Raw genomic sequence first — 22,592 nt, 5'->3', positions numbered from 1 at the left:
GTCAACGCTCCCCTATGGGAATATCCGCCGCGCAGTTCTGATGGATGCCACCACCCAGGCGGGACAGCGGCTTCACACCCCAGATGGTTTGGCAGTATTCGCGAATGGCCCTGTCCGAGGAGAATCGTCCGGAGCCCGCCACGTTGCGGATGGATCTGGCACTCCATGCGTCCTGGTCGCGCCAGGCCGCATCGACGCGCTCCTGGCAGGCGCGATAGCTCTTGAAATCAGCCAGGAGCATGTACTCGTCCGAATACAACAGGTTATCCACCAGCGGCCGGAACAGCGAACCGTCCCCGTCGCCGAAGAAGCCCGAGGAGATGAGTTCAAGGGCCTCGCGCAGGGCCGGATCGCCGTCGAGGCAGCTCCCCGGCGAGTAGCCACCCGCCTTGGCCTCGGCCACTTCCCGCGCGGAGAGGCCGAACAGGAAGAAATCCTCCCCGCCGACCGCTTCGAGGATCTCGACGTTGGCGCCATCCAGGGTTCCGATCGTCAGCGCGCCGTTCATCATGAACTTCATGTTGCCCGTTCCCGAGGCCTCCTTGCCTGCCAGGGATATCTGCTCCGACAGGTCCGCCGCGGGGTAGATCGTTTGGCCAAGGCCCACGTTGAAATTGGGCAGGAACACCACCTTCAGCCGATCCCGCGTCGCCTGGTCCCTCTCCAGAACCCTGGAGACGCCATTGATGAGCCGGATGATCAGCTTGGCCATGTAGTAGCTCGGCGCGGCCTTGCCTGCGAAGATGAACGTCCTTGGCGGCAGGTCGGTGTGCGGCTCGTTCTTCAGCCGCAGGTAGCGGCTGACGATGTGCAGCACGTTCAGGTGCTGCCGCTTGTACTCGTGGATGCGCTTGACCTGGACATCGAAGAGCGAGTTCGGATCCACGTCCAGTCCGGTGCGCTCTTTCACCACTTGGGCCAAGGCGGACTTGTTGGCGCTCTTGATCTCCCTCCAGCGGGCCCTGAATCCGGCGTCGCCCGCGTATGCCGCAAGGCGGCCGCTGGTGGCCTCCCACTCCCGGACCCATTCCGTGCCGAGGCTCTTGTCGAGCAGCGCGGCAAGCCTGGGATTGCTCAGCCCCAGCCATCGCCTGGGCGTGACGCCGTTGGTCACGTTGCGTATCCGCTCCGGCCACAGGGCGTGGAAGTCCTCGAGCACTGTGGACTTGAGCAGCTCCGTGTGCAGCGCGGCCACGCCGTTGACCGCATGGCTGCCCACGCAGGCAAGGTGAGCCATGCGCACGTAGCGCTCGCCGCTCTCGTCGATGAGCGACAGTCTGGACACGAGACCTTCGTCGCCAGGACGCATGGCGCGCACCATGTCGAGGAAGCGGCGGTTGATCTCGTAGATGATCTCCAGATGGCGCGGCAGGATGCTGCCAAACATGCCCACGGGCCAGCGCTCCAGCGCCTCGGATAGCAGGGTGTGGTTCGTGTAGGCGAAGGTCTTTTGCGTCGTTTCCCAAGCCGTTTCCCAGTCGAGCCCGTGCACGTCCACGAGGAGCCGCATGAGTTCGGCCACGGCGATGGCCGGATGCGTGTCGTTGAGCTGGACAGCGTAGGTTTCATTGAAGGCCTGGGGCGCCTTTCCCTTGAACATATGGATGCGCAGCATGTCCTGCAGCGAGCAGGAAGCGAAGAAGTACTCCTGCCTGAGCCGCAGCCGCTTGCCGGATTCCATCTCATCGACAGGATAGAGCACCTTGGTCACGTTCTCGGATTCGATCTTGCCCAGCACGGCACCCATGTAATTGCCCATGTTGTACGTGGCGAGATCGAACTCCTCGACCGCCTCGGCCCGCCAGAGCCGCAGCGGTATGGTCAGCTGGGATCTGTAGCCCGGAATCGGAATGTCGCAGGCGATGCCGCGGATGACCTGTTCCGGCTCCCAGCGCGCACAGTAGCGCCCATGCGTGTCGGTGTAAGAGATCGTTCGGCCGCCAAAGCCCACCTGGTAGGCCATGTCTGGCCTCACCAGTTCCCAGGGCGAACCCATGCGCAGCCATCTGTCGGCTTTCTCCACCTGCCAGCCGTCGACGATGGCCTGGGAGAAGAGACCGAATTCGTAGTGAATGCCGTAGCCGATGGCCGGAACATCGAGGCTTGCCAGCGAATCCAGGTAGCAGGCCGCCAAACGGCCAAGGCCGCCATTGCCCAGCCCCGGCTCGATCTCCTGGCCCATGATTTCATCCAGGTCTAAACCGCTTACCGCGAGCCCTTGCCGCGCGGCCTCGGTCAGCTCCAGGCACAGGAGATTGTTGCCCAGCTGCGGCCCGACAAGGAACTCGGCGGAAAGATAGGCCACAATGCGAAAATCTTGCTCCACAAGGCGCTGCAGTGTGGCCACATACCGGTGGAGCATCCGGTCTCGCACGGCGAGGGACGTGGACATGGCAATGTCATACATGGACGCGGTGCGTCTGACCTTGCCCTGTGAATAGTAAAGATGGTGGCAGAAATCTCTGCTGATTGCGCCGGGCGTATTCTCGATCATCACTGCAGGATCAATTTGAGAATCATGGGCCATGCCAGCACCTCTCGCTATATGAGGCACACGTAAGGAACCAGTAGACCAAGTAGAAGGCTCGTGGTTGCCGGCGGCATATTATTAATGTGCCACAAATAGCTAATGATGCCCCATGACGCCCTGAGCCGTTGCTTACCAACTTGCGGAGGATATAGAGGCAGCTTTCCTGCCCCAAGGCATTTTGCTTTTGAAAATGTTCTACAAGCAATCGGCCCTATAGCAGATTGCAAAAGAAACCAGAAAATGAGGGTCCAGGGAAATCATTCCCTGGCGGGAGAGAGCCTGAGAGAGGGCAGCGCCCTCTCTCAGTTCAAACGCAAATCGCTCCAAAAGCCTGCTGGAGGCTGCCGGTGTCGGACCACATGCTCCAGTGGCGCCGGCAGGGAGGCGGCAATGCCGGACGACCCTGCCCGAATTTCACACGCTCCTCACATCGAACCACTCTCGGCAATTGCCGGGCCTGGATCTCCCTTCCTGGCCGTAATAATTGGAATTGACACGAACAAATATTTCAATAATCCTGAACACATGAAGACAAATCGCAAGCACGCCAGTGTGGTTCACAATGCCCTTGAGCATTGGAACCGCGCGGGACTTCTCGATGACACGACGGCACTGGCGCTTCAACAGGATATTGAAGTCATTTCTTTCGATTGGAAGAGATTGGCAAAGTATTCTTTCTGGATTGCCTTGATCTGCATCGTGACCGCCATTGGCGCTGCCCTTGCCGACGATGTGTTGCTCGCGCTTCTAGAGTCTCTTTTCGATGCGCCCTACAGCGTAAAGTTTTTCGGGCTGTCCGGTCTATCCGGGGCAATCTACTGGTTCGGAATCAAGAGGCGCAAAAAGCATCCCCACAAGATTTTCAGCAACGAAGCGATTCTTTTCCTCGGCGTCCTGGCCACTGCCGGGGCAATTTATCAGCTGGGGCGGGTGTTCGATTCGGGAAGCGGCCATTTCTCGATCCTTCTGCTGCTGGCGTTTCTGGTGTACGGGCTTCTCGGCTTCCATTTCAGGTCGAACCTGGTCTGGCTGTTCGCCCTGACTTCTCTTGGCAGTTGGATGGGCACGGAGACAGGCTATGTCTCTGGCTGGGGCGCCTATTACCTGGGCATGAATTATCCTCTACGTTTCGTGCTCTTCGGGGCTGTCCTGTGCGCAGTCGCCCTGACTCTCGAAAAGAAAGGCTGGTTTGCGCACCTTTCTCGTTCAACCCTGGCCATGGGCTTGCTCTACCTGTTCATTGCACTTTGGATCATGTCGATATTCGGCAATTACGGAGACATGGATTCCTGGGAAAGAATCAGGCAGATCGAGCTGTTCCACTGGTCGCTTCTGTTCGGCCTGGTAGCAGCCGGAGCGGTTTACCACGGCCTGCGCTACGAGAACGGAATGACGAAAGGCTTTGGCATCACGTTCCTGTTGATCAACCTATACACCCGTTTCTTTGAGCATTTCTGGGACGCCAGCCACAAAGCTGTCTTCTTCGGGCTATTGGGAATCAGTTTCTGGCTGTTGGGCAGCCGGGCGGAAAAGATCTGGCATCTGGGCGCGCAGAAGAAGGAACCTTGCGAGGTTGCCTAGCCCTTTTTCACTCTTGCGGCTTTTGCCCGTGAAGGCTGGAGTTTAGATCATAATTTGGAATTCATTCAGGATTCGCGAAGACGATCTTTCCGGCGAGCCGACGCTCGACCTGCTGCGATTGCACCTGAAGGGGATGCACGCCAGTTCGCCGCCCGGCCATGTCTTCGCGCTCGACCTGAGCGGCCTCAAGGCGCCAGGGGTCACGGTATGGTCGGCCTGGGTGGGCGACGCCATCGCGGGCATCGGCGCACTGAAGAGCCTCGGCGATGGCACCGGGGAGATCAAATCGATGCGCACGCACCCGGCCTTCCTTCGCCGCGGCGTCGGGAACGCGCTCCTCGACCACATCATGGCTGCCGCGCGGGCACGCGGCATGACGCGGCTGAGCCTTGAGACCGGCAGCGGACCCGCCTTCGAGCCCGCGCTCGCGCTTTACCGCATGCGCGGCTTCATCGACGGCGAGGCGTTTGGCGATTACAAACGTAGCGCCTTCAATCAGTTTCTGCATCTCCCGCTGTGAAGATCAGCATGATGCCGAAGCCCTCGGGTGCTCAAAACACCGGCACCTAAGGGGCGGCTGTACCAGGCAAACGGGCAAGGGTCCGCGGCTGATGACCGCCGCTGCCCGCATGGCATCATCTCGCCTGGCGGCGTGAACCGTAACTCGGCTACACCTTATTTCCGCCGCCGACCTGTCCAGACAATAGGGACCACCTCTATCGTGTCGCCGGAGCCTCCTCACAACAGCTTGTCGAGGGTTATCGGCAAATCCCTGATCCGCTTGCCCGTGGCGTGGAAGACCGCGTTGGCGATGGCAGCCGCCACGCCGACGATGCCGATCTCGCCCAGCCCCTTGGCGCCGAGGGGGTTGACGATCTCGTCCTGCTCGGGAACGAAGATCACCTCGATGCCCTCTACGTCCGCGTGCACCGGCACGTGGTAATCCGCCAGGTTGCGCGTCATGAACCGCCCGAGGCGGTGGTCGAGCACGCTTTCCTCCTCCAGGGCCATGCCCATGCCCATGACGATGGAGCCCAGGATCTGGCTGCGCGCCGTCTTCGGGTTCAGGATGCGGCCGCCCGCCACGGCGCTGACGACCCGCGTGACGCGCACGCTGCCCAGGGCCTCGTCGACCTTCACCTCCGCAAAGACCGCCGAGTGGGTGAAGCGCGAGTACTTTTCCTGCGCGGGCAAGGGCCCTGCGGAGGCCGTCTCCTCGATGGCCCCCAGCCCGGCCTGGCGCATGGCCCGGACGATGGACACGGACCGGGACGGGTCCTGGCACGAGCAAATATTGCCTTCGGCGAACAGGACGTCCTGCGGCCCGCAGCCGGCCAGCGGCGAATCCGCGATCTCCCGCGCCGAACGGAGCAGCGTGTCGCCGACCTTCATGCACACGGCCCTGACCGCCGAGCCCACCGTGGACGCCGTCCACGAGCCGCCCTCCACGGGCGCATCGGGCAGCGCTGAATCACCGAGCGTGAAAGTCACCTTCTCGATGGGCAGCCCCAGCGTCTCGGCGGCGATCTGGGTCATGATCGTGCAGGTGCCGGTGCCGATGTCCATGGCCGCGGAGTTGACCATGAGCCTGCCGTCGGCCGTGAGCACCGCGTTTGCTTCAGCTCCCGTCTGGAAGGCGTCCCATATGCCCCCGGCCATGCCCCAGCCCACGAGCTTTTCGCCCTCCTGCCTGGAGCGCGGCCGGGCTGTGCGCCGCGCCCAGCCGAAGCGCTCCGCGCCAAGCTGGTAACAGGCGCGCAGTTCCTTGCTCGAAAACGGCTTGTCCTCGACGTGGTCCCGCTGCGTGTAGTTCCTGAGCCGCAGCTCGATGGGGTCGATGCCGGTCTCGTAAGCGAGTTCGTCCATGGCGCATTCCAGCGCGTAGAGTCCCCACGCCGCGCCCGGAGCCCGCATGTCGCCCGGCGAGGGGAGGTCGAGCGGAACGACGCGGTGTGCGAGCCTGGCGTCGTCGCAGCGGTAGAGCAGATCCGACCAGATGGTGACGGGTTCGCTGTAGTCCTCGAAGCGGGAGGTCTCGGCCAGCGCCTCGTGAATAAGGGCCTGGAGCGCACCGTCCGTCGAGGCTCCCAGGGCGACCTTTTGCCAGGTGGCCGGGCGGCGCGGCAAGCCCAGCATCTGCAGGCGCGTGAGCGAGACGCGGACCGAGCGCTTGAGTTCCCGGGCGGCCAGCACGGCCAGGAAGACCTGGAACTGGGGGCGCAGGCCCGAGCCGAATCCTCCGCCCATGTAGGGCGTCACGACCCGCAGCTCCTCCCTGGAGCAACCGAACACGTTGCAGAGGTAATTGCGGACGTTCTGCGCCCCCTGGGTCTTGTCGTACACGGTCAGCTTGCCGCTCTCGTGCCGGACCACCGTGGTCGCGAACGGCTCCATGGGATGGTGATGCTCGGCCGGGACTCGGTATTCGGCGTCGATGCGCACGGCGGCCTCGGCGAACCGGCTGTCGGCGTCGCCGCGCACATGCGGGTTCGGGATGAATTCACGGGGTCTGGGCTCGTACGCTCTGCCACGCTCGGCATACAGCTCGGTGGCGTGGGCCTCCCGCGCGTACTCCACCCGGACGAGCGACGCCGCGTGCCGGGCGAGCTCGAAGCTGTCGGCCACGACCAGCGCCACGGGCTGGGTGCTGAACAGGATTTCGGCGCTTGCGAGCGGACGGAACGGGGAACCGGGAGGAGCGACGTCGTCGTTGTAGGCGTCGCCTGATTGCGCGGACCTCGGGCTGTTCTCATGGCTGAAGACCTGCAATACCCCCGGCAGCCCGAGCGCCTCGGACGCGTCCAGGGAGTTGATCCGGCCCTTGGCAATGGTGCTGGGCACGACGTATCCGTAGACCAGGTTCGGGATGTTGTGCTCGGCGGCGTACCTGGCCGAGCCCGTCACCTTGGCTAGTCCGTCGACGCGGTTGGCCGGCTTTCCGATGCATGCCGTCTTCATGCTGCGCCCTCCCTCGTTGCGGCCCGGCTCAGGGCGCGCACGACCGCGTGTTTCGCCAACTCGATCTTGAACCGGTTGTGCTCGAAGCCTTGTGCGCCGCGCAGCACGACCTCGGCGGCCTGGGCGAAGCTCTCCGCCGTGGCGCTCCTGCCTTGGAGCAAAGCCTCCGCCTGCGGGTCGCGCCAGGGTTTGTGCGCCACGCCGCCAAGCGCGATCCGCGCCCGCCCGATGGTCCCCTGCTCGATGTCGAGGGCGGCGGCCACGGAGACCAGCGCAAAGGCGTACGAGGCCCGGTCGCGCACCTTGAGGTAGGCAAAATGGCGCGGGAAGCCCTCGGCGGGCAGGTCGATGGCGGTGATCAGTTCAGCGGCCCCGAGGTTGGTGTCGGTGTGCGGCGTGTCGCCGGGCAGGCGGTGGAACTCGGCCATGGGGATCGTGCGCTCGCCGTCCGGCCCACTGACGCGCACCACCGCGTCCAGGGCGAGCAGGGCGACGCACATGTCCGAGGGATGCACGGCGATGCACTGGGCGCTGGTCCCCAGGATCGCGTGGCCTCGATTGAAGCCCTCCCGGGCCGAGCATCGCGTTCCGGGCTCGCGCTTGTTGCAGGGCGTGGCCGTGTCGTAAAAGTAGCTGCAGCGGGTTCGCTGCATGAGGTTGCCGCCAACCGTGGCCATGTTGCGCAGCTGGGCCGACGCCCCGGCCAGGATCGCCTGCGCGAGCAGCGGATAGCGCCGCTCGACCTCCTGGTCGTAGGCAACGCCGGAGTTCGTGGCCAGCGCGCCGATGCGCAGCCCGCCGTCGGCCAGGGACTGGATGCGGCGCAGCGCAAGGCGGGTGATGTCGATCAGCCTGCCGGGCTTCTCGACGTTTTCCTTCATCAGGTCGATCAGGTTGGTGCCTCCGGCGATGAATCTGGCCCCGGGAGCCGAGGCGATCTCCCGCAAGGCGCTCGTCATGTCTTCGGCCCGGATGTAGCTGAACCTGTTCACGGCTCACCCCTCTCGTCGTTGTCCTTTGTCCGCATCACCTCCTGCACGGCGGCGACGATGTTCTGATACGCGCCGCAGCGGCAGAGGTTGCCGCTCATCAGCTCGCGTATGTCGCCCGGCGACTTGGCCCTGCCTTCATTGATCAAACCCGCTGCCGAGCATATCTGGCCCGGCGTGCAGTACCCGCACTGGAAGGCGTCGTGCTCGATGAAGGCCGCCTGCAAAGGGTGCAATTCCTCCCCCGCGGCCAAGCCTTCGATCGTCGTCACCTCCGCGCCGTCCTGCATGACCGCCAGGGTCAGGCACGAGACGATGCGCTCCCCGTTCACGAGAACCGTGCAGGCTCCGCACTGGCCATGATCGCAGCCCTTCTTCGTTCCGGTGAGGTTCAACCGGTCGCGCAGAACGTCAAGCAGGGTCGTCCAGGGGGCGACCTCGATCCGTTGCAGAACCCCGTTGACCTTCAGCGTGATCTTGCATTTCTCCACGGATGGAGCAGGTTCCTTGCTGGTCAGGGCTGCCTTGGCTGGGCTCTTCATGCTCACTCCTTGCCTCACGGGCGGGAATAACATTGACTGGTGGTGATCCACCGGGCAGCCCCCAGGCCTCCTTGCGCCGTTCCGATCCACGAGCCCTCTCGCGGCAGCGTGATTCCGCCCCGTGCCGCCTGGCTGTAGATGGCTTCCAGGGGAGCGCTATAGTCAGCCCCTCCAGGGCTTGCTCCTTCCACTGCGCCACCGGGTTCGGATACAGGCCAAAGCGTGTTGCCGACCGGGCGAGCGCCGCCTCTCCCTTCGGGTCGAGTTATCGCTTGCGCGCGACCGTCATTTCCATCGCCTTCTCCTCCTGGCCACCCTTCGGAGTGAGGTACATTTCATATTCCAGGGTGTCCGCGTCCACGATCCTGGTCACGCTGCGCCACAGCAGTGGACCTCTGACCGGGTCATCGTAGCTTGCTTCCTGGGTAATTGTTTTGCCATCCGCGCTGGCGGTCCCCTCGAAACAAACGATGCCGGTGCTCATCGAATCGTACCAGACCGAGACGTATTTCTGCGTATGGTTGTCGTACCCGATGAGGTTGATGCCCGTGAACTGGTCTCCCATCATATCGCCGGCATACTCCTGCTGCAGGTAGCGCCCGCCCAGGAGCATCTTCTGTTCGCAGGTGCCGGTGGTTTCCGTCGGGGGCTGGCCCGGTTCCATCCAGGCCCTGGTCCAGGTGGCCCAGCTTCCCGCCAGGCCCGCCAGCAGCGCGTGGGGGGCGCCCGGAACTGCCAGCTTTTTGTACGCTGCCATCATCGCCTGCATGTCCATCTTGCCTTCCTGTCTTTTCTCATTCTTCATCTCATGCCTCCGTGTCGCTTCTGTTTCCAATGCTGGTTCCGCCTTTATCCAACTGTTGAAAAAAACCATCCCGGCTTTTTTCAACTCCGCAATGCGTAAGCATTGCTCAACCCTTGCTCACGGATGCTGCGCATCCGGCGGGCCATGCCGACGCAGGCTTGCCGAGCATTTTCAAAAGCAAAATGCTCTAGCGTGGCGGCACGCCCAGCTCCCCCATGATCTCGCGCATCTGCCCGGTGTGAAAGTGCAGATGAGACTGTTCCGAGCCGCCAAGCAGGCCGATCCAGACTTCCAGCGTCGGGTATTCCCCGAATGGCGTATCCTTGAGCATGGGGATGCGGGCCTTCCGGTCGAGCTGCTCCCGTGAGAGCCCGGCTGCAAACTCGGCCATGCGGCCGTACTCTCGTTCGACCTCGGAAATAAGTTGGGCAAAGCTCATACGGGCGCGGTTCTCGGAGAAGAATGGATTCTCGGCCTCGATGTCGATCCTGGGGGTATCCTGATCGAGAAAGACCGTAAGGATCGGCAGGAGTCTGGAGCCTTCGGGCCCCAGGAGGTGGGAGAGGATTTCCTTGGGAGACCATCGTCCTGCAGGCGCGCTGGAGGCGATGCTCTCATCGAGCCCTGCGCAGACCTTCTTCAGCTCTTGTATGTCCTGACGGATGCCGTGGGCCAACTGAGCACCGGTCGTGGTTGCCATGTGTGTGTCCTCCTGAAGCTGCTATGGCCTGAGATCGAGTGCCGCCTTGCCGCTGTCGTCCATAGAAAGGCACTGAGACATGCTCGTGCGTGATCAGCCATTTGCCATCTGTCTTGCGCAAGCAGGCTGTCGCACGCACCCATGCATCCGTCTGCTCCTCGTTCGTGCGCATCCCGCTGATCCGATTGAGGCCGTGAAGGCCTTGCGGACGCCTTCCGAGACCATGGCCCCAGGCCCGGTCTGGCGGCATTGCCTGCCGCCCGGTCTGACAAACCATTGTCCAGGATAGCGTGCCAGGACTATCCGGGCAAGGCGGAGGTGGTATTTCCTCTCTCTGGCGAGGGCCCGGCTCTCCAGACAGGCGGCTTGATTTAGGGGGGAGATTAACACGGGCGTCGTAGAGCGTTTTGCGCAAGAACTGGCAGAAACTGGGAAGGGCTTTGCCCTCCCAGACCCTCCCACCAGGGAAATGATTCCCCTGGACCCCCATTTCAAATGCAATCTGCTATAAAAGCACTCTGCTCAAGACGTTTCGCTGCCAGCCGGAATCGCTCTTTCGTAGCCTGTCGGCCTGCCTGTCGGGCCGGGCGAAGATTGACTACGGCAGGCTTCACGTCTAGTATAAATTAATCAATTTTTTACTGCATATGGAGCCGCTCCCGACGCAAGAGGCGGAAGGGGTTTCTGCATTCCGGATGCAGGTCTGCATGGATTCGCGGGAAGGACAGGTCAGCTGCATTCCCTCCGCAGGCCGCTGTTTGGGCCTGAGGCCAAAGGCACGGACCTGGCCGAGGTCGCTTTGCTAAATGGTGCGGCAAGAACCCATGCAACGGCGTCATCTCGATTGGAGCATTTTGTTTGTGAAAATGCTCTGCAAGCCATGCGTCGGCGTGGCTTGCCGCCGCGCGTAGGCGCAGGCGCAATTCACTTGCGCCGCGGGCGCCGGAGCGGGCGTCTTAAAAGCAATCTGCTCTACAATAATCTACTTTGATGAGTCTTGAGCCGGAAGCCTGGAAAACGCACTACGCAATTCGGATACACTAAGGAAGGAGAATCGACATGGACAAGGATCTGATGAATCACGTCTTCTCGTTTGAAAAGTTGATTACGCCGAAGATCATCAAGTTCGTCTATTTCTTCGGGCTCGCGCTTATCGCGCTGGCAGGCCTCATGGGTATTTTCAGCGGCTTCGGCATGATGGGCGACAGCTTCGGCGGCGGCTTCGGGAAAATCCTGCTGTCCCTGATCGGAGTCGTTGCCGGTTTCGTTTTCCTGCGTATGACCTGCGAATGGTCCATCGTGTTTTTCGGCATGTACGACCGCCTGGGCGCCATCCGCGCGGCCCTTCCCGAGCAGAACAGCGACGCGAAGTAAACGGAGCCGGCTGCCGGGCCAAATCCCGATCGATACTAGGCAGGCCGGAATGTATGTCCTATACATTCCGGCCTGCCTTACGGGCATTTGCGTGCCTGGGCGGACTCCTGTCCGCCTCTGACCGACTTCCCGCCCCACCCGCCAGGGACATACCGAACGGGAAGCTGCCTGGACCAGCGCAGTTCATTGACGGACTGGCGTGGAACAGGCCGGATCAGGCCAGATTGGGCCGAATCAACCCGCCTCGGGCGCCAGGCAGTCGAAGGTCCCGCCCAGGAATCCCTTGAAGCGCTCGTCGTGAGAGGCCTGCGGCGCGCCCTGGTGGCTGCATTCGGCTTGGTGCGGCGGCAGGCGCTTGATCTCCTGCAGGCTGCGGTATTCCTTGGTCTCGCAGAACTTGCAGACCCAGATGGTCGCCCGCTTCGTGCAGTTGCAGTCCTGCTTGATGAACTGGTGCTTGCGCATTTCTCTTCCTGCTTCAGGAACACTCGACCAGGCCGATCACGTTGCGCAGCACGCGCACGGCGCCGATGATGGAGCCCTGCAGATCCTTGAACGGCGAGACATGCTCCTGAAATCGGACATCCAGGCTGGAAGACCAGATTATCCGCTCGCGGCTTTCCTCGCTCACGGGCGAGAGCGGCTCGCCCCGATGCACGAGGTCCTGATAACGGTGCGCGCGCACTGCGTCCTTGGACAAGCCGGTGGCTCGGGCAAAGGCCGCGTTGGCGAGAATGATATGGCCATCGAGGTCCGTGACGGCCACCAGGTCGGGGATGGCGTCGATGGTCCGGTCCAGAAGCTCGAAAGTAGACCTGTAGGCGCTTTCAGCTTCCTTGCGCGCGCTGATGTCGATGACCGTGCCGTCAATATGCCAGCAATCGTTGGAGCATAGAAGCCGGGCGCTTTCGGATATCCACAGCTCATCTCCATCTCGGCCGAAGACTTGGGACTCGAAGTGCTCGACGCTGCCGCGCTCCCGCAGCAGACGCAGGAACTCGGCGCGACGGTCCTCATCGGCATAAATCTGCAGTTCTATGCTGCGCACGCCATCCATGAGCTGCTCGGGCGAGTCGTAGCCGAGCATTCCGGCCAGGGCCGCGTTGACGCTTACGAAGCGCCCTTCGGGCGTGCTGCGGTATATGCCGACCATGGCGTTCTCGAAGATGGTCCGGTAGCGGTCCTCGCTTTGCTGGAGCCGCTTATCGATCTGGTGCTTGTAGAGGGCAATCTCGATTGTCGAGCGTAGGTCCGCATTGTCGAAAGGCTTGACCAGATAGCCGAAAGGGCCGGTGATCTTGGCTCTCTCCAGCGTCTCGGGCTGGCTGTCGGCGGTCAGGTAGACCACTGGGATGGCGAAGCGTTCGCGGATGGCCGCAGCGGCTCCGATGCCGTCAAGGTCGCTGGCCAGGGAGATATCCATGAGCACCAGTTCCGGCCTGATCTCACCGGCCTTATGCACGGCTTCCTCGCCCGCGCAGGCCGTTCCGACCACGGCATAGCCCAGGCCCTGAAGCCGACCCGCTATCTCCAGGCGGGTGACCGGCTCATCCTCCACGATCAGGATACGCGCACTGGACATATCAGGCCGGCAAGCAGGAAAGGATATCCCGTATCTCGTTTATGGTCTGCTCAAGGAGCGTCTCCACCAGCGGAAAGGCCTCGCGGGCGGCTGCAAGGTCGTCGGCCCGGCCGGCTTTCTCCACGACCTGCGCCGCTTCGGACAGGCGCGTAGATCCCACCGAGCCGCTGATGCCCTTGAGGGAGTGGGCGGCCTTGCCCGCAGCCGCCGTGTCCCCGGCGGCCAGGCTCTCCTGCACTGTGCGCAGCCGCTGAGGCGCGTCCTGCATGTACATGCCATAGACCTCGCGCAAGAGCGTGAGATCATCGAAAAAGCGCCGACGAACCTGGTCCAGGTCGATGAGCCTGTCACTTTGCTGCTGCAAGCTGAGCAGTCCGCTCACGTCCGGAGCCTTATCGGTTGTGACCTGATCCATGACCCTGCGCAGAGATTCCTTGTCGAGTGGTTTGTCGAGAAAGAGATCGACGCCGACGGCCTTGGCCTGGGCGCGTGTTTCAGGATCGGAGAAGGCGGTCAGCAGAACGATGGGGATGTCCAGGTTCCTGACGCGAACCGCCTTGGCCGTTTCCAGGCCATCCAACACGGGCATGGACACATCCAGCAGGAGCAGGTCGAAATGGCCCCGCTCCAAGGCTTCCAGGGCCTGGCTTCCATCCGGAACGCCGACGCTGCTGTGCCCGAGCTTGTCGAGCAACCTGGAGGCTACGAGCAAATTCACCTGATTGTCTTCAGCGATAAGGATATGCATGAAGGGAGCCTATGATTCGACCAGGGCTGGGTCAGTGTAAAGAGACGTCATTGTGCTATAAAGACGCCGCTTTGTGAAGGCTCATTCTCCATCCGCTGCTTCTGGGGCTTGAGCGTCCTGTTGCGCGCGCTTCCTGCACTCCGCAAACCATGCGCCAAGTTTCTTCATGATGTGATCGTAGCCTTCGGGCCTGTGGGGCACGAGGCACTTGCTGCAATCCTTGACGCCCCCGCGCATGACGAAATCACCTCCGCATTTTGGGCCCAGGCAATACAGGGGACAAAAGCAGAACAGGCAGTTGAACTCGCTGTCGTCGTCCACCTTGTGGCAGGGGAAATACTTGCACTCCGCGTTGCGAAAGAATCTGTGGCTGTTTTCCATGTTTTTTCCGACTAGCCTCTGAAAAAACGCAAACGCAGCGCATTGGTGACAACGGATACGGAGCTCATGGCCATGGCCGCTCCGGCGATCATGGGCGAAAGCGTCGGCCCGCCAAGGGCGTAGAGCAAGCCGGCGGCCACGGGAATGCCCACCACGTTGTAGGCGAAGGCCCAGAACAGGTTCTGGCGGATGTTGGCCATGACCGCCCGTGAAAGGCGCAAGGCAGTGAGCACGCCGCGCAGGTTGCCGGTCATGAGCACCATGTCGCCCGACTCCACGGCCACGTCGATGCCCGTGCCCATGGCCAAGCCGAGATCGGCCTGGGCCAAGGCCGGAGCGTCGTTGATGCCATCGCCGATCATGGCCACCCTGAGCCCGCGCTGCTGGAGCTTGCGCACCTCCTCGGCCTTGCGGCCCGGCAGGACCTGGGCCAGCACTTCCGACACGCCGGCCTGGGCCGCCACGGCCCTGGCCGTGACCTCATTATCGCCGGTGATCATGACCACCTGTTTGCCCATGGCGCGCAGTTCGGCCACCACGGCCGGAGCCTCGTCCTTGAGCGTGTCGGCCACGGCCAGCAGCGCCGCCAGGCCTCCATCCACGGCCAGGTACAGGGCGGTCTTGCCCTGAGCGGACAGGCTCGCCGCAATGGCCGTGCTGCGGCCTGGATCCGTATCCTGCACGTCCTGCTCGACCATGAGTTCGCGGTTGCCCAACAGCACGGCCCGGCCGTCCACACTGGCTGTTATGCCTCGGCCGCCCAAGGCCTGGAAGTTCTCTGGCTTGAGCAGAGAAATTCCCTCGCGCTCGGCCGTGCGCACCACGGCCGCGGCCAGAGGGTGCTCGCTGACCGACTCGGCCGCCGCGGCCAGGGACAGCAATTGTCGCCTGTCGCCGAAAGCGTCCGTGAGTGGTTCCAGGTCGGTCAATTCGGGTTTGCCGTGGGTCAGGGTGCCGGTCTTGTCAAAAACCACGGCATCGATGGATTCGGCGGTCTGCAGGGCTTCGCCGCCCTTGACCAGCACGCCCAGTTGCGCGCCGCGCCCGGTGCCGACCATGATGGAGGTCGGCGTGGCCAGGCCCATGGCGCAGGGGCAGGCGATGACCAGCACGGCGATGAAAATACGCAGGGCGAAGGTGAAATCGGCTCCGCCGATGAAGTACCAGGCCAAGCCCGACAGCACGGCCAGGCTCATGACCGCGGGCACGAAATAAAAGCTGATGGTGTCGGCCAGGTTGGCGATGGGCGCCTTGGTGCCCTGGGCCTTGCGCACCATGTCGATGATGCGCGAGAGCGTCGTGTCCGCGCCCACGCGGCTGGTCTTGATGGTCAGCGCGCCCGTTGTGTTGAGCGTGCCGCCGGTCACGGCGTCACCGGGCCGCTTGGTCACGGGCAGGGGCTCGCCCGTGAGCATGGCTTCGTCCACGCCCGACTCGCCCTCGACCACCACGCCGTCCACGGGCAGCCGCTCGCCGGGCCGCACCAGCAGCACATCGCCGCGCTCGACCTCGTCCACCGGGATGGGCTGCACGCCCTGCTCCGTGACCAAAGTGGCCGTATCCGGCGCAAGCTGCATGAGCGCGCGGATGGCGTCCGAAGTCCGCAGCTTGGCGCGGGCCTCGAAATAACGGCCCAGAGAAACCAGGGCGATAAGCACGGCCGCGGCCTCGAAGTAGAGGTCCATGGCCCTTTCCATGGGATTCACGCCCAGGCCGATTTCGATGGTGTTCCAGACCGAATAGACCACGGCCGCGCCCGTGCCCACAGCGATGAGCGAGTCCATGTTGGGCTGGCCGCGCAGCAGGTTGGGGAAGCCAATGGTATAGAACTCGCGGCCGGACCACAGTACGGGCAAAGTCAGCGCAAGCTGAGCCAGGGCGAAATTGAGCGGCGCGTGCATGGGATCCAGCCAGTGCGGCAGGGGCATGCCGACCATGTGGCCCATGGAAAGCACGAGCACAGGCAAGGCGAAGGCGAAAGCCGGGATAAGCCGCCGCTTGAGACCTGACAAACGCTCCTCGGCCAGGCGCTGGCGATCGGCCATAGCCTCGCCGGCCTTTGTGCGCGCCTTGGCCGTGAAGCCGAGCTTGCCGATGGCCTCGCGGATGGCCCTGGGGCTGAGCGCGTCCGGATCGAACTCGAACAGGCCCGACTCCGTGGCCAGGTTGACCTCGGCCTTGCGCACGCCCTCCATGGCACCCACTACTCGCTCGATGCGCGATGAGCACGAGGCGCAGTGCATGCCGCCGATGTCCAGTTCCAGCAGAGTCTCGCTCGTGGCGGCAGACTCCGGTGGTGGCACGGCCTCGAAGCCCAGCTTCTTGATGCGTTCGCCTATGGAGTCGAAGCTCACGACATGCGGATCAAAATCCACGTCCATGGTCTCGCCGGCCAGGTTCACGGAAACGCCCCTGACACCGTCCATGGCTCCCACGGTGCGCTCTATGCGCGCCGAGCAAGCCGCGCAGTGCATGCCCTTGACCTGGGCCTGGACGTGCTTGGCCTTCTCAGCCTTAGGTCCATCGATCTTGGAAGCTTCGGGTGTGTCGATGGACGACATGCGTGGTATGGTATGTTCGCTCATGGTCGCCTTCTTGGGTCGAGATCAGTCAGGAATAATACCAAATTAGGGTAACTTCCTGAAAAAGCAAGCCCCGAGCACAAGCGGCCAAACCAAGCCTACCCCTGAAAGCAGTGCGAATTCCGGCGGGCCTTCTGGAACGTAAAGTAAATCTATGTAACTGGCTTAAATTGCGTAAGAACTCACATTAGAATATTTAGCTACAATAATTTCATATAATTACGGAGGAGCACCTTCCTGACAAAGAATACTCCTCTGCGGACAGGCTTCACCTTTAAAGCAGATTGCTTTTAAGACGCCCGCTCCGGCGTTGACGGCGCAAGTGAATTGCGCCTACGCCTACGCGGCGGCAAGCCATGCCGACGCATGGCTTGCAGAGCATTTTCAAAAGCAAAATGCTCTAGGCACCCATGTCGCTGATGAGTCGGCGCAGGCCCTGGGCCAGGGCCACAAGTTCGTCCACGGCATTGGCCGAGTCGTTCATGGCCTGCGCCGTCTCGCTGGAAATGCGGTTGACTTCGCTCGTGGCCCTGCTGATCTGCTCGCTGGTGGCGGACTGTTCTTCGGCTGCAGTGGCGATGCCGGCGACTTCCGAGGCAGTGCCGCCAATGACCTCCATGATCTCGTGCAGGGACTGGCCTGAGCGCTCGGCCATGTCCGCGCCGAGCCGGACCGTTTCCTCGGCCTTGCGCGTGGACTCCACGGCCTGCCTGGCGCCTTGCTGTATGGCGGCGATGACCCCGCCCACCTCGCGCGTGGCGTCCATGGTTTTTTCGGCCAGCTTGCGCACCTCGTCGGCTACCACGGCGAAGCCCCGGCCGGCCTCGCCTGCCCTGGCCGCCTCGATGGCCGCGTTGAGCGCCAGCAGGTTGGTCTGGTCCGCGATATCCTCGATGACCGTCATGACCTGGCCGATGCCTTGAGCCTGTTCGCCCAGCACGGCCATGTTGCGCTGAAGCTCCTCGGTCTGAGCCCTGATGCGTTCCATGACCTCCATGGTGCGCGCGACAACCTCGGCTCCCTGGCCGGCCTTCTCGTTGGCCAATCCGGCCTTGCGGGATGCGCTGGCGGCGTTGCGCGCCACGTCGAGCACCGTGGCGTTCATCTGCTCGACGGCCGTGGCCGTTTCAGCCACGCGCTCGCTTTGAATCTCGGCCCCCCGGCGCGAGGTTTCCACCTGGGCACTCAGCTGCTCGGCGGCGGAGGACAGACGCTGGGAAATTTCGTCGGCCCGGCCAGCGGCATCGGCGATGGCCGTGTTCTGGCTGGTGATGCTGGCTTCGGCCTGACGCATGGCGGTCAGGTCGTAGCACAGGCAAATGACACCGATTTTGACTCCATCCAGGTCATAGATGGGCGTGGCGCTGATGTTGACCGATACCTCGACGCCGCCGGCAAGCCGAATGAGCGCCTCCTCCCGCAACGGGCGATCCTCCGTGAATGCCTGCCAGGCCTGGGTTTCTTTCGACGCGTCGCCATGCCAGAGTTCGCCGGGGGCCTTGCCCAACCAGTCCTCGGGCTTGCCCGGACGCTCAAAGAGCGCCAGGAAATCCGCATTCACGAAGGTCACCTGTTTGCGGTGGTCAATCACGAAGCACGGGAAGGTGATGCCGTCGAGCACGCCCTTGGCAAAGCCGAATTTCCTCTTCAATTGACTCGACGTATCACGCAGATCCTCGGCCAGCTCGGCCATTTCGTGGCGGAAGCGACCTTCGAGCGTCGCGTTGAAATCACTGCGGGCCAGCTTGCCCGCATAGCTCTTGAGGCTCTCGATGGGCGCCGTGATGATTTTCCGCAAGCCGAAAACTAGCCCGCCGGCCAGAAGCATTATGGCGAGCGCACCGATGGCGGCGAGCGTTGCCTGCTGCCGCCGGGCCGGGGCGGAAAGTTCATCTCGCAGGGCCGTGATGTTGATATACCAGCCTGTCGTCGCATTGCGTGCGAAGAGCTGGACCTTGTCATCGCCCTTGTAGAAGTACTCGAAGGCATTTTTGCCCTCGCTCTCCGCGGCCTTGAGCTGGTCGAAGACAGCGGACTGCGTGAACAGGACCTTCTCGTTCGGATGGGCTATGATGGTTCCGCTTGCATCCAGCATGTAGGCGTAGCCCTTGCCGCCGATATGCAGGTCGGCGATGTACGACTGCACGAAGCGGGAAAAATCAACCCCGAGCACCAGCCCGCCCACCAACCTGCCATCGATGAAATCGTGCAGGGGCCTGGCAACGGCCATGGCCATGGCGCCCGTGGCTTTGTCGTGGAATGGGCGGCCGGAGATGAAGCGCTCCACGCCCTTCTGCTTGAGCTGGCCCCGATAGGCCGACAAAAGCTCCGCATCGGGCGCGTACTCGCCGCCCCGGCTTTGGCCGAGAGTCACATTCCCGTCCGGACCATAAATATAGAGAAAGACAAGCTCCGGATGCAATGCGAACTGCTGGCGCAGGAGATCCTGGCCATCGTCCGAAACGGAATAGGCGCTATTGATGATCGTATGGCTCTGGGCAAGGAAACTGCTCAGGGAATCGAAGCGGGATATGTAATCATCCAGTGCCGAGGAGGCCATCCCGTTCATCTGTTGCATCTCATTATGCTGAATCTCAGTAATAATCCGAGAGGTGGAGGCATTGATGTAGAAGACCATGGCCGCTATGCACACGAGCACGACGATGGAGGAGACAAGACAGAATTCCACTGTGATGCTGCGGATCTTCATGAGTGATCTCCGTGGCGTGAACCATTGGCAGCGCGCAGCAGGCTGGCGCAACATAAGTTGGATCGAGGAAGAGTTACCTCCAGCTTAATGGTGAGGCAATGGTTTTTTCAGCGTAATGGCGTGAAAAACGGATTCTCTCTTTGCAGACGAAAGCCAACACATATTTCTGTTTATCGATCAGTTCCCGCCTTTTCCTCATGTCACCCGACCAACGCCAGCAACCATGGGCATCGACGCAGGCCGAGCATGCACGCCGCCCCTACTGCATGCTATTTGCTCCGGCCTTTGATGCTATGCCGGCCATCGACGGCAAGCGGGGACGGCCCCGCAAGCGTCCAGAGAAGATTCAGGCGGACAAGGGCTGCGACTACCCCATGTGTCGGCAGTACTTGCAAAGACGCGGCATCGTTTCGCACATCGCCAGGCGCTGCGTGCTGCCCAGCCACCCGAGTTCCCTGCCGGCCAAACCGGCCGCCCTGCGCCTGAAGCAGACGGTCAAGGCCACGCTCCTGTCCTGCGCCTTGCAGATGGTCAAAATGCGCGACGGACTTACCGAGGAGGTCCTGCCCGATTTCGCACGCCTGTGCGCGGCAGTGGCCGAGCAGTAGAGCTAGGCGACCGGAACGCTCAGCCGGAACCGGGAAGCCTGAGAATTGAGCTTCGGTTGGGACGCCATGGCCCTGTTCGGAGCGGACGGCCCCGCGTAGATACGAGGCCTCCGACTGGAGACAGCCGAGGCTTTTATTTTTTGCGGCTACCTGCCCACGCGATTTGAGGCCTACCATGCCTATCGCAAAAAACGGCATATAGATTGCTGTAAAGCCAAACTGGCTAAAAAATATGTAATTTTATGCCTATTATATGGCCTGCCCATGGAACTCTTACGGCATCTTCCATGGTCTGATCACTGGGTTGTAAACGCATAGCAGTCTCGCTGAACAAGCGCGTATCAATGTGCGTTGGGCACTTTAAATGGAGGAGCTAGTCATGCTCAAGAACATGCGGCTAGGCGTCAAGCTCATCGGCGGGTTCTCGCTCACGGCGGCCATCGCGCTGTTCATCGGCCTTGTGGGGCTCTACGTGGCCGACAACCTGGGAGACAACGTACAAGAGATCGGTGAGGCGCGCCTGCCCAGCGTGTCCAGCCTCAAAAGCGTGCAATCCGAGATATCAACAATCCAGTTCGCCATGCGCACGCTGCTTAGCCCATATATCGATGCCGAGGCCAGGCAGCGACAATACAAGAACATTGACCAAGCCCGCCAAGAATACGCCAAAGCCCTGCAAATCTATGAGCCCTTGCCGCAGACCAAGGAGGGGGCCGAGGCCTGGGAGCGCTTTAAGCCGGTCGTACAGGCGGCGGCCGCCTTGAACAACAAGGCCCTGGAGGTTTCCAAGAAACTCCAGGAGACGGGCATCCTCAACCCCGACGCGCTCATGGCCAGCCTGCAGACGTTTCGCGGCGACCACTACAAGCTGGAGGCCGATGTCGGCAACCTCCTGCTCACCGGCCGCACCTTTCAAGGCGGCGAAGACCCCACGGCCTGTAACCTGGGCCGCTGGATGGCCGGCTACAAGACGACCAACCCGAGGATCAAGCAGGCCCTGTCCGACATCCGCGCCTCGCACGACGCCTTCCACAAAGCAGCAGCCGAATGTAAGCACGCGGTGTCCGCGGGCAGGAAAGCCGAGGCAGTGACGCTCTTCCAGCAGGCCATGATCCCCAACGCGCAGAAGACATTCGGAACACTGGAGCACATCCAGGCCGAGGCCCAGGTCGCCCAAGGCGTGTTCGTCGAGATGGCCGGCATCGCCCTTGGCGACGGGCGCATAAAGATGAACGAGACCTTCGCCATCCTGAGCGAGCTGGTGACCATCAACGAGAACGTGGCCCGTGCATCCGTGCTCGACGCCGAAGCAAAAGCCGCCTTGGGCAAGACCGTGGTCATCGCAGGCATGCTCATCGGCGTCATTTTGGCCCTGAGCCTCGGGCTGCTGCTCACCCGCGCCATCACTCGACCCGTCGCCCAGGGAGTTGAGTTCGCCCAGGCCATGTCCAGGGGCGACTTCACGCGCCAGCTGCGCATTGAGCAGAAGGACGAGATCGGCGTGCTGGCCTCGGCGCTAAACAACATGGTCGAACAGCTGCAAGAGGTCGTGCGCGAGGTTCGCGGGGCGGCCGACAACGTGGCATCAGGCAGCGAGGAGCTCTCGGCATCCTCCGAGTCCCTGTCCCAGGGCGCGACCGAGCAGGCCGCCAGCGTGGAGGAGATCTCCTCCAGCATGGAGCAGATGAGCGCCAACATCCGCCAGAACGCTGACAATGCCCAACAGACCGAAAGGATCGCCCTCAAGGTCGCCACGGATGCCCGCAAGGGCGGCGAGGCCGTGGAGCAGACCGTGGGCGCCATGAAGCAGATCGCCGAAAAGATCTCCATCATCGAGGAGATCGCCCGCCAGACCAATCTGCTGGCGCTCAATGCCGCCATCGAGGCCGCCCGCGCAGGCGAGCACGGCAAGGGCTTCGCCGTGGTTGCGGCAGAGGTGCGCAAGCTTGCTGAACGCAGCGGCGCGGCAGCCGGAGAGATCAGCGAATTGTCCGGATCGAGCGTGGAGATTGCTGAAAAGGCAGGCGAGATGCTGACAAGGATCGTGCCCGACATCCAGAAAACGGCCGAGCTCGTGCAGGAGATCGCCGCGGCCAGTAATGAGCAGAATTCGGGTGCAGAGCAGATCAACAAGGCCATACAGCAACTGGACAACGTCGTGCAGCAGAACGCCTCTGGGGCCGAGGAGACGGCCTCCACGAGCGAGGAACTCACCAGCCAGGCCGAACAGCTGCAGCAGACAATCAGCTTCTTCAGAATAGCAGATGAGAAGAGCGCGGCCGGTTCGCGCAAGGCCCTGACCCCGGGCCGAAGCACCCAGAACCGCAAACCGGCCCTCCCGACAGCCAATGCTAGGGGTGGAAACGGCGGGGGTGCAAAGCGGGTCAACTTGAATCTGGATTCGGCCGCCCAGGATAGCGAGTTCGAGCGATTCTAGAGCATTTTGCTTTTGAAAATGCTCTGCAAGCCATGCGTCGGCATGGCTTGCCGCCCCGCAGGCGT

18 protein-coding genes are annotated in these 22,592 nt (G+C 62.4%); 5 read left to right on the top strand and 13 right to left on the bottom strand.

All coding sequences use genetic code 11. From position 1 onward, the window contains the following. Position 1 precedes the first annotated feature (1 nt). A complete protein-coding gene (locus H585_RS21810; RefSeq protein WP_051183214.1) occupies positions 2 to 2,494 on the bottom strand; it encodes a glycogen/starch/alpha-glucan phosphorylase in 2,493 nt (830 codons plus the stop codon). 426 nt (positions 2,495 to 2,920) lie between these two features. Here H585_RS21810 and H585_RS0118935 point away from each other — a divergent pair, with 426 nt between their 5' ends. Together H585_RS0118935 and H585_RS0118930 are read left to right on the top strand one after the other, a co-directional pair. Continuing rightward, positions 2,921 to 4,111 (top strand): DUF2157 domain-containing protein, encoded by a 1,191-nt coding sequence (locus H585_RS0118935; protein WP_102046968.1) that lies wholly within the window; start codon positions 2,921 to 2,923, stop codon positions 4,109 to 4,111. A 133-nt stretch (positions 4,112 to 4,244) separates the two neighbouring features. Then, on the top strand, positions 4,245 to 4,631 hold the full coding sequence (locus tag H585_RS0118930) for a GNAT family N-acetyltransferase (RefSeq protein WP_244432644.1): 387 nt from the start codon (positions 4,245 to 4,247) through the stop codon (positions 4,629 to 4,631). A 218-nt stretch (positions 4,632 to 4,849) separates the two neighbouring features. Here the strand turns inward: H585_RS0118930 and H585_RS0118925 are convergent, their stop codons facing one another. The 6 genes from H585_RS0118925 to H585_RS23995 all read right to left on the bottom strand — a co-directional run bounded on the left by H585_RS0118925 (position 4,850) and on the right by H585_RS23995 (position 10,277). Next, entirely contained in the window at positions 4,850 to 7,069 is a 2,220-nt protein-coding gene (locus tag H585_RS0118925) for a xanthine dehydrogenase family protein molybdopterin-binding subunit (RefSeq protein ID WP_027368982.1), read from the bottom strand. After that, positions 7,066 to 8,061 (bottom strand): FAD binding domain-containing protein, encoded by a 996-nt coding sequence (locus H585_RS0118920; protein ID WP_027368981.1) that lies wholly within the window; start codon positions 8,059 to 8,061, stop codon positions 7,066 to 7,068. Before H585_RS0118920 ends, H585_RS0118925 begins: the two co-directional genes overlap by 4 nt. Continuing rightward, the gene (locus H585_RS21805) at positions 8,058 to 8,600 is read right to left on the bottom strand and encodes a (2Fe-2S)-binding protein (RefSeq protein WP_034628502.1); all 543 of its coding nucleotides are present in this window, start codon (positions 8,598 to 8,600) and stop codon (positions 8,058 to 8,060) included. Before H585_RS21805 ends, H585_RS0118920 begins: the two co-directional genes overlap by 4 nt. A gap of 265 nt (positions 8,601 to 8,865) precedes the next feature. Next, on the bottom strand, positions 8,866 to 9,405 hold the full coding sequence (locus H585_RS0118910) for a DUF1579 domain-containing protein (protein ID WP_014260581.1): 540 nt from the start codon (positions 9,403 to 9,405) through the stop codon (positions 8,866 to 8,868). 187 nt (positions 9,406 to 9,592) lie between these two features. Continuing rightward, on the bottom strand, positions 9,593 to 10,105 hold the full coding sequence (locus H585_RS0118905; RefSeq protein WP_014260580.1) for a DinB family protein: 513 nt from the start codon (positions 10,103 to 10,105) through the stop codon (positions 9,593 to 9,595). Beyond that, positions 10,020 to 10,277 (bottom strand): nuclear transport factor 2 family protein, encoded by a 258-nt coding sequence (locus H585_RS23995; protein WP_211221635.1) that lies wholly within the window; start codon positions 10,275 to 10,277, stop codon positions 10,020 to 10,022. The genes H585_RS0118905 and H585_RS23995 overlap by 86 nt, the downstream gene beginning before the upstream one ends. An 887-nt stretch (positions 10,278 to 11,164) precedes the next feature. On the opposite strand from H585_RS23995, the gene H585_RS21800 reads away from it, so the two are divergent. Beyond that, a complete protein-coding gene (locus tag H585_RS21800) occupies positions 11,165 to 11,479 on the top strand; it encodes a DUF4282 domain-containing protein (protein ID WP_051183212.1) in 315 nt (104 codons plus the stop codon). A gap of 234 nt (positions 11,480 to 11,713) precedes the next feature. Here H585_RS21800 and H585_RS0118895 read toward each other — a convergent pair whose 3' ends face one another. The 6 genes from H585_RS0118895 to H585_RS0118870 form a co-directional block, all read right to left on the bottom strand. Next, positions 11,714 to 11,944, bottom strand: coding sequence for a hypothetical protein (locus H585_RS0118895; RefSeq protein ID WP_027368980.1), 231 nt, complete (start codon positions 11,942 to 11,944; stop codon positions 11,714 to 11,716). Between the two features lie 13 nt (positions 11,945 to 11,957). Continuing rightward, complete coding sequence (locus H585_RS0118890) at positions 11,958 to 13,061, bottom strand: PAS domain S-box protein (RefSeq protein ID WP_027368979.1); 1,104 nt, start codon at positions 13,059 to 13,061, stop codon at positions 11,958 to 11,960. Position 13,062: 1 nt separating this feature from the next. Beyond that, on the bottom strand, positions 13,063 to 13,809 hold the full coding sequence (locus H585_RS0118885; RefSeq protein ID WP_027368978.1) for a response regulator: 747 nt from the start codon (positions 13,807 to 13,809) through the stop codon (positions 13,063 to 13,065). Between the two features lie 81 nt (positions 13,810 to 13,890). After that, entirely contained in the window at positions 13,891 to 14,190 is a 300-nt protein-coding gene (locus tag H585_RS0118880; protein ID WP_027368977.1) for a cysteine-rich small domain-containing protein, read from the bottom strand. Between the two features lie 11 nt (positions 14,191 to 14,201). Further along, entirely contained in the window at positions 14,202 to 16,775 is a 2,574-nt protein-coding gene (locus H585_RS0118875; protein WP_027368976.1) for a heavy metal translocating P-type ATPase, read from the bottom strand. Between the two features lie 397 nt (positions 16,776 to 17,172). After that, positions 17,173 to 19,482 (bottom strand): methyl-accepting chemotaxis protein, encoded by a 2,310-nt coding sequence (locus H585_RS0118870; RefSeq protein WP_027368975.1) that lies wholly within the window; start codon positions 19,480 to 19,482, stop codon positions 17,173 to 17,175. Positions 19,483 to 19,775: 293 nt separating this feature from the next. Between H585_RS0118870 and H585_RS23990 the strand changes: the two genes are divergently transcribed. Then, positions 19,776 to 20,090, top strand: coding sequence for a hypothetical protein (locus H585_RS23990; RefSeq protein WP_138708216.1), 315 nt, complete (start codon positions 19,776 to 19,778; stop codon positions 20,088 to 20,090). 379 nt (positions 20,091 to 20,469) lie between these two features. Then, positions 20,470 to 22,527 (top strand): methyl-accepting chemotaxis protein, encoded by a 2,058-nt coding sequence (locus H585_RS0118860; RefSeq protein WP_027368974.1) that lies wholly within the window; start codon positions 20,470 to 20,472, stop codon positions 22,525 to 22,527. Positions 22,528 to 22,592: the final 65 nt, after the last annotated feature.

This window comes from Desulfocurvibacter africanus subsp. africanus DSM 2603, assembly GCF_000422545.1.
GTDB classification, from domain to species: Bacteria; Desulfobacterota; Desulfovibrionia; order Desulfovibrionales; family Desulfovibrionaceae; genus Desulfocurvibacter; species Desulfocurvibacter africanus.
The sequence above is the reverse complement of the archived record's forward strand: the minus strand, read 5'-3'. Positions and strand labels throughout refer to the sequence as shown.

What these genes read in the sequence shown, in the direction of transcription:
- H585_RS21810 (WP_051183214.1), bottom strand. Translation starts at nt 2,494, where the DNA reads ATGATCGAGAATACGCCCGGCGCAATCAGCAGAGATTTCTGCCACCAT.
- H585_RS0118935 (WP_102046968.1), top strand. Translation starts at nt 2,921, where the DNA reads ATGCCGGACGACCCTGCCCGAATTTCACACGCTCCTCACATCGAACCA.
- H585_RS0118930 (WP_244432644.1), top strand. Translation starts at nt 4,245, where the DNA reads ATGCACGCCAGTTCGCCGCCCGGCCATGTCTTCGCGCTCGACCTGAGC.
- H585_RS0118925 (WP_027368982.1), bottom strand. Translation starts at nt 7,069, where the DNA reads ATGAAGACGGCATGCATCGGAAAGCCGGCCAACCGCGTCGACGGACTA.
- H585_RS21805 (WP_034628502.1), bottom strand. Translation starts at nt 8,600, where the DNA reads ATGAAGAGCCCAGCCAAGGCAGCCCTGACCAGCAAGGAACCTGCTCCA.
- H585_RS0118910 (WP_014260581.1), bottom strand. Translation starts at nt 9,405, where the DNA reads ATGAAGAATGAGAAAAGACAGGAAGGCAAGATGGACATGCAGGCGATG.
- H585_RS0118905 (WP_014260580.1), bottom strand. Translation starts at nt 10,105, where the DNA reads ATGGCAACCACGACCGGTGCTCAGTTGGCCCACGGCATCCGTCAGGAC.
- H585_RS23995 (WP_211221635.1), bottom strand. Translation starts at nt 10,277, where the DNA reads ATGCGCACGAACGAGGAGCAGACGGATGCATGGGTGCGTGCGACAGCC.
- H585_RS21800 (WP_051183212.1), top strand. Translation starts at nt 11,165, where the DNA reads ATGGACAAGGATCTGATGAATCACGTCTTCTCGTTTGAAAAGTTGATT.
- H585_RS0118895 (WP_027368980.1), bottom strand. Translation starts at nt 11,944, where the DNA reads ATGCGCAAGCACCAGTTCATCAAGCAGGACTGCAACTGCACGAAGCGG.
- H585_RS0118890 (WP_027368979.1), bottom strand. Translation starts at nt 13,061, where the DNA reads ATGTCCAGTGCGCGTATCCTGATCGTGGAGGATGAGCCGGTCACCCGC.
- H585_RS0118885 (WP_027368978.1), bottom strand. Translation starts at nt 13,809, where the DNA reads ATGCATATCCTTATCGCTGAAGACAATCAGGTGAATTTGCTCGTAGCC.
- H585_RS0118880 (WP_027368977.1), bottom strand. Translation starts at nt 14,190, where the DNA reads ATGGAAAACAGCCACAGATTCTTTCGCAACGCGGAGTGCAAGTATTTC.
- H585_RS0118875 (WP_027368976.1), bottom strand. Translation starts at nt 16,775, where the DNA reads ATGAGCGAACATACCATACCACGCATGTCGTCCATCGACACACCCGAA.
- H585_RS0118870 (WP_027368975.1), bottom strand. Translation starts at nt 19,482, where the DNA reads ATGAAGATCCGCAGCATCACAGTGGAATTCTGTCTTGTCTCCTCCATC.
- H585_RS23990 (WP_138708216.1), top strand. Translation starts at nt 19,776, where the DNA reads ATGCCGGCCATCGACGGCAAGCGGGGACGGCCCCGCAAGCGTCCAGAG.
- H585_RS0118860 (WP_027368974.1), top strand. Translation starts at nt 20,470, where the DNA reads ATGCTCAAGAACATGCGGCTAGGCGTCAAGCTCATCGGCGGGTTCTCG.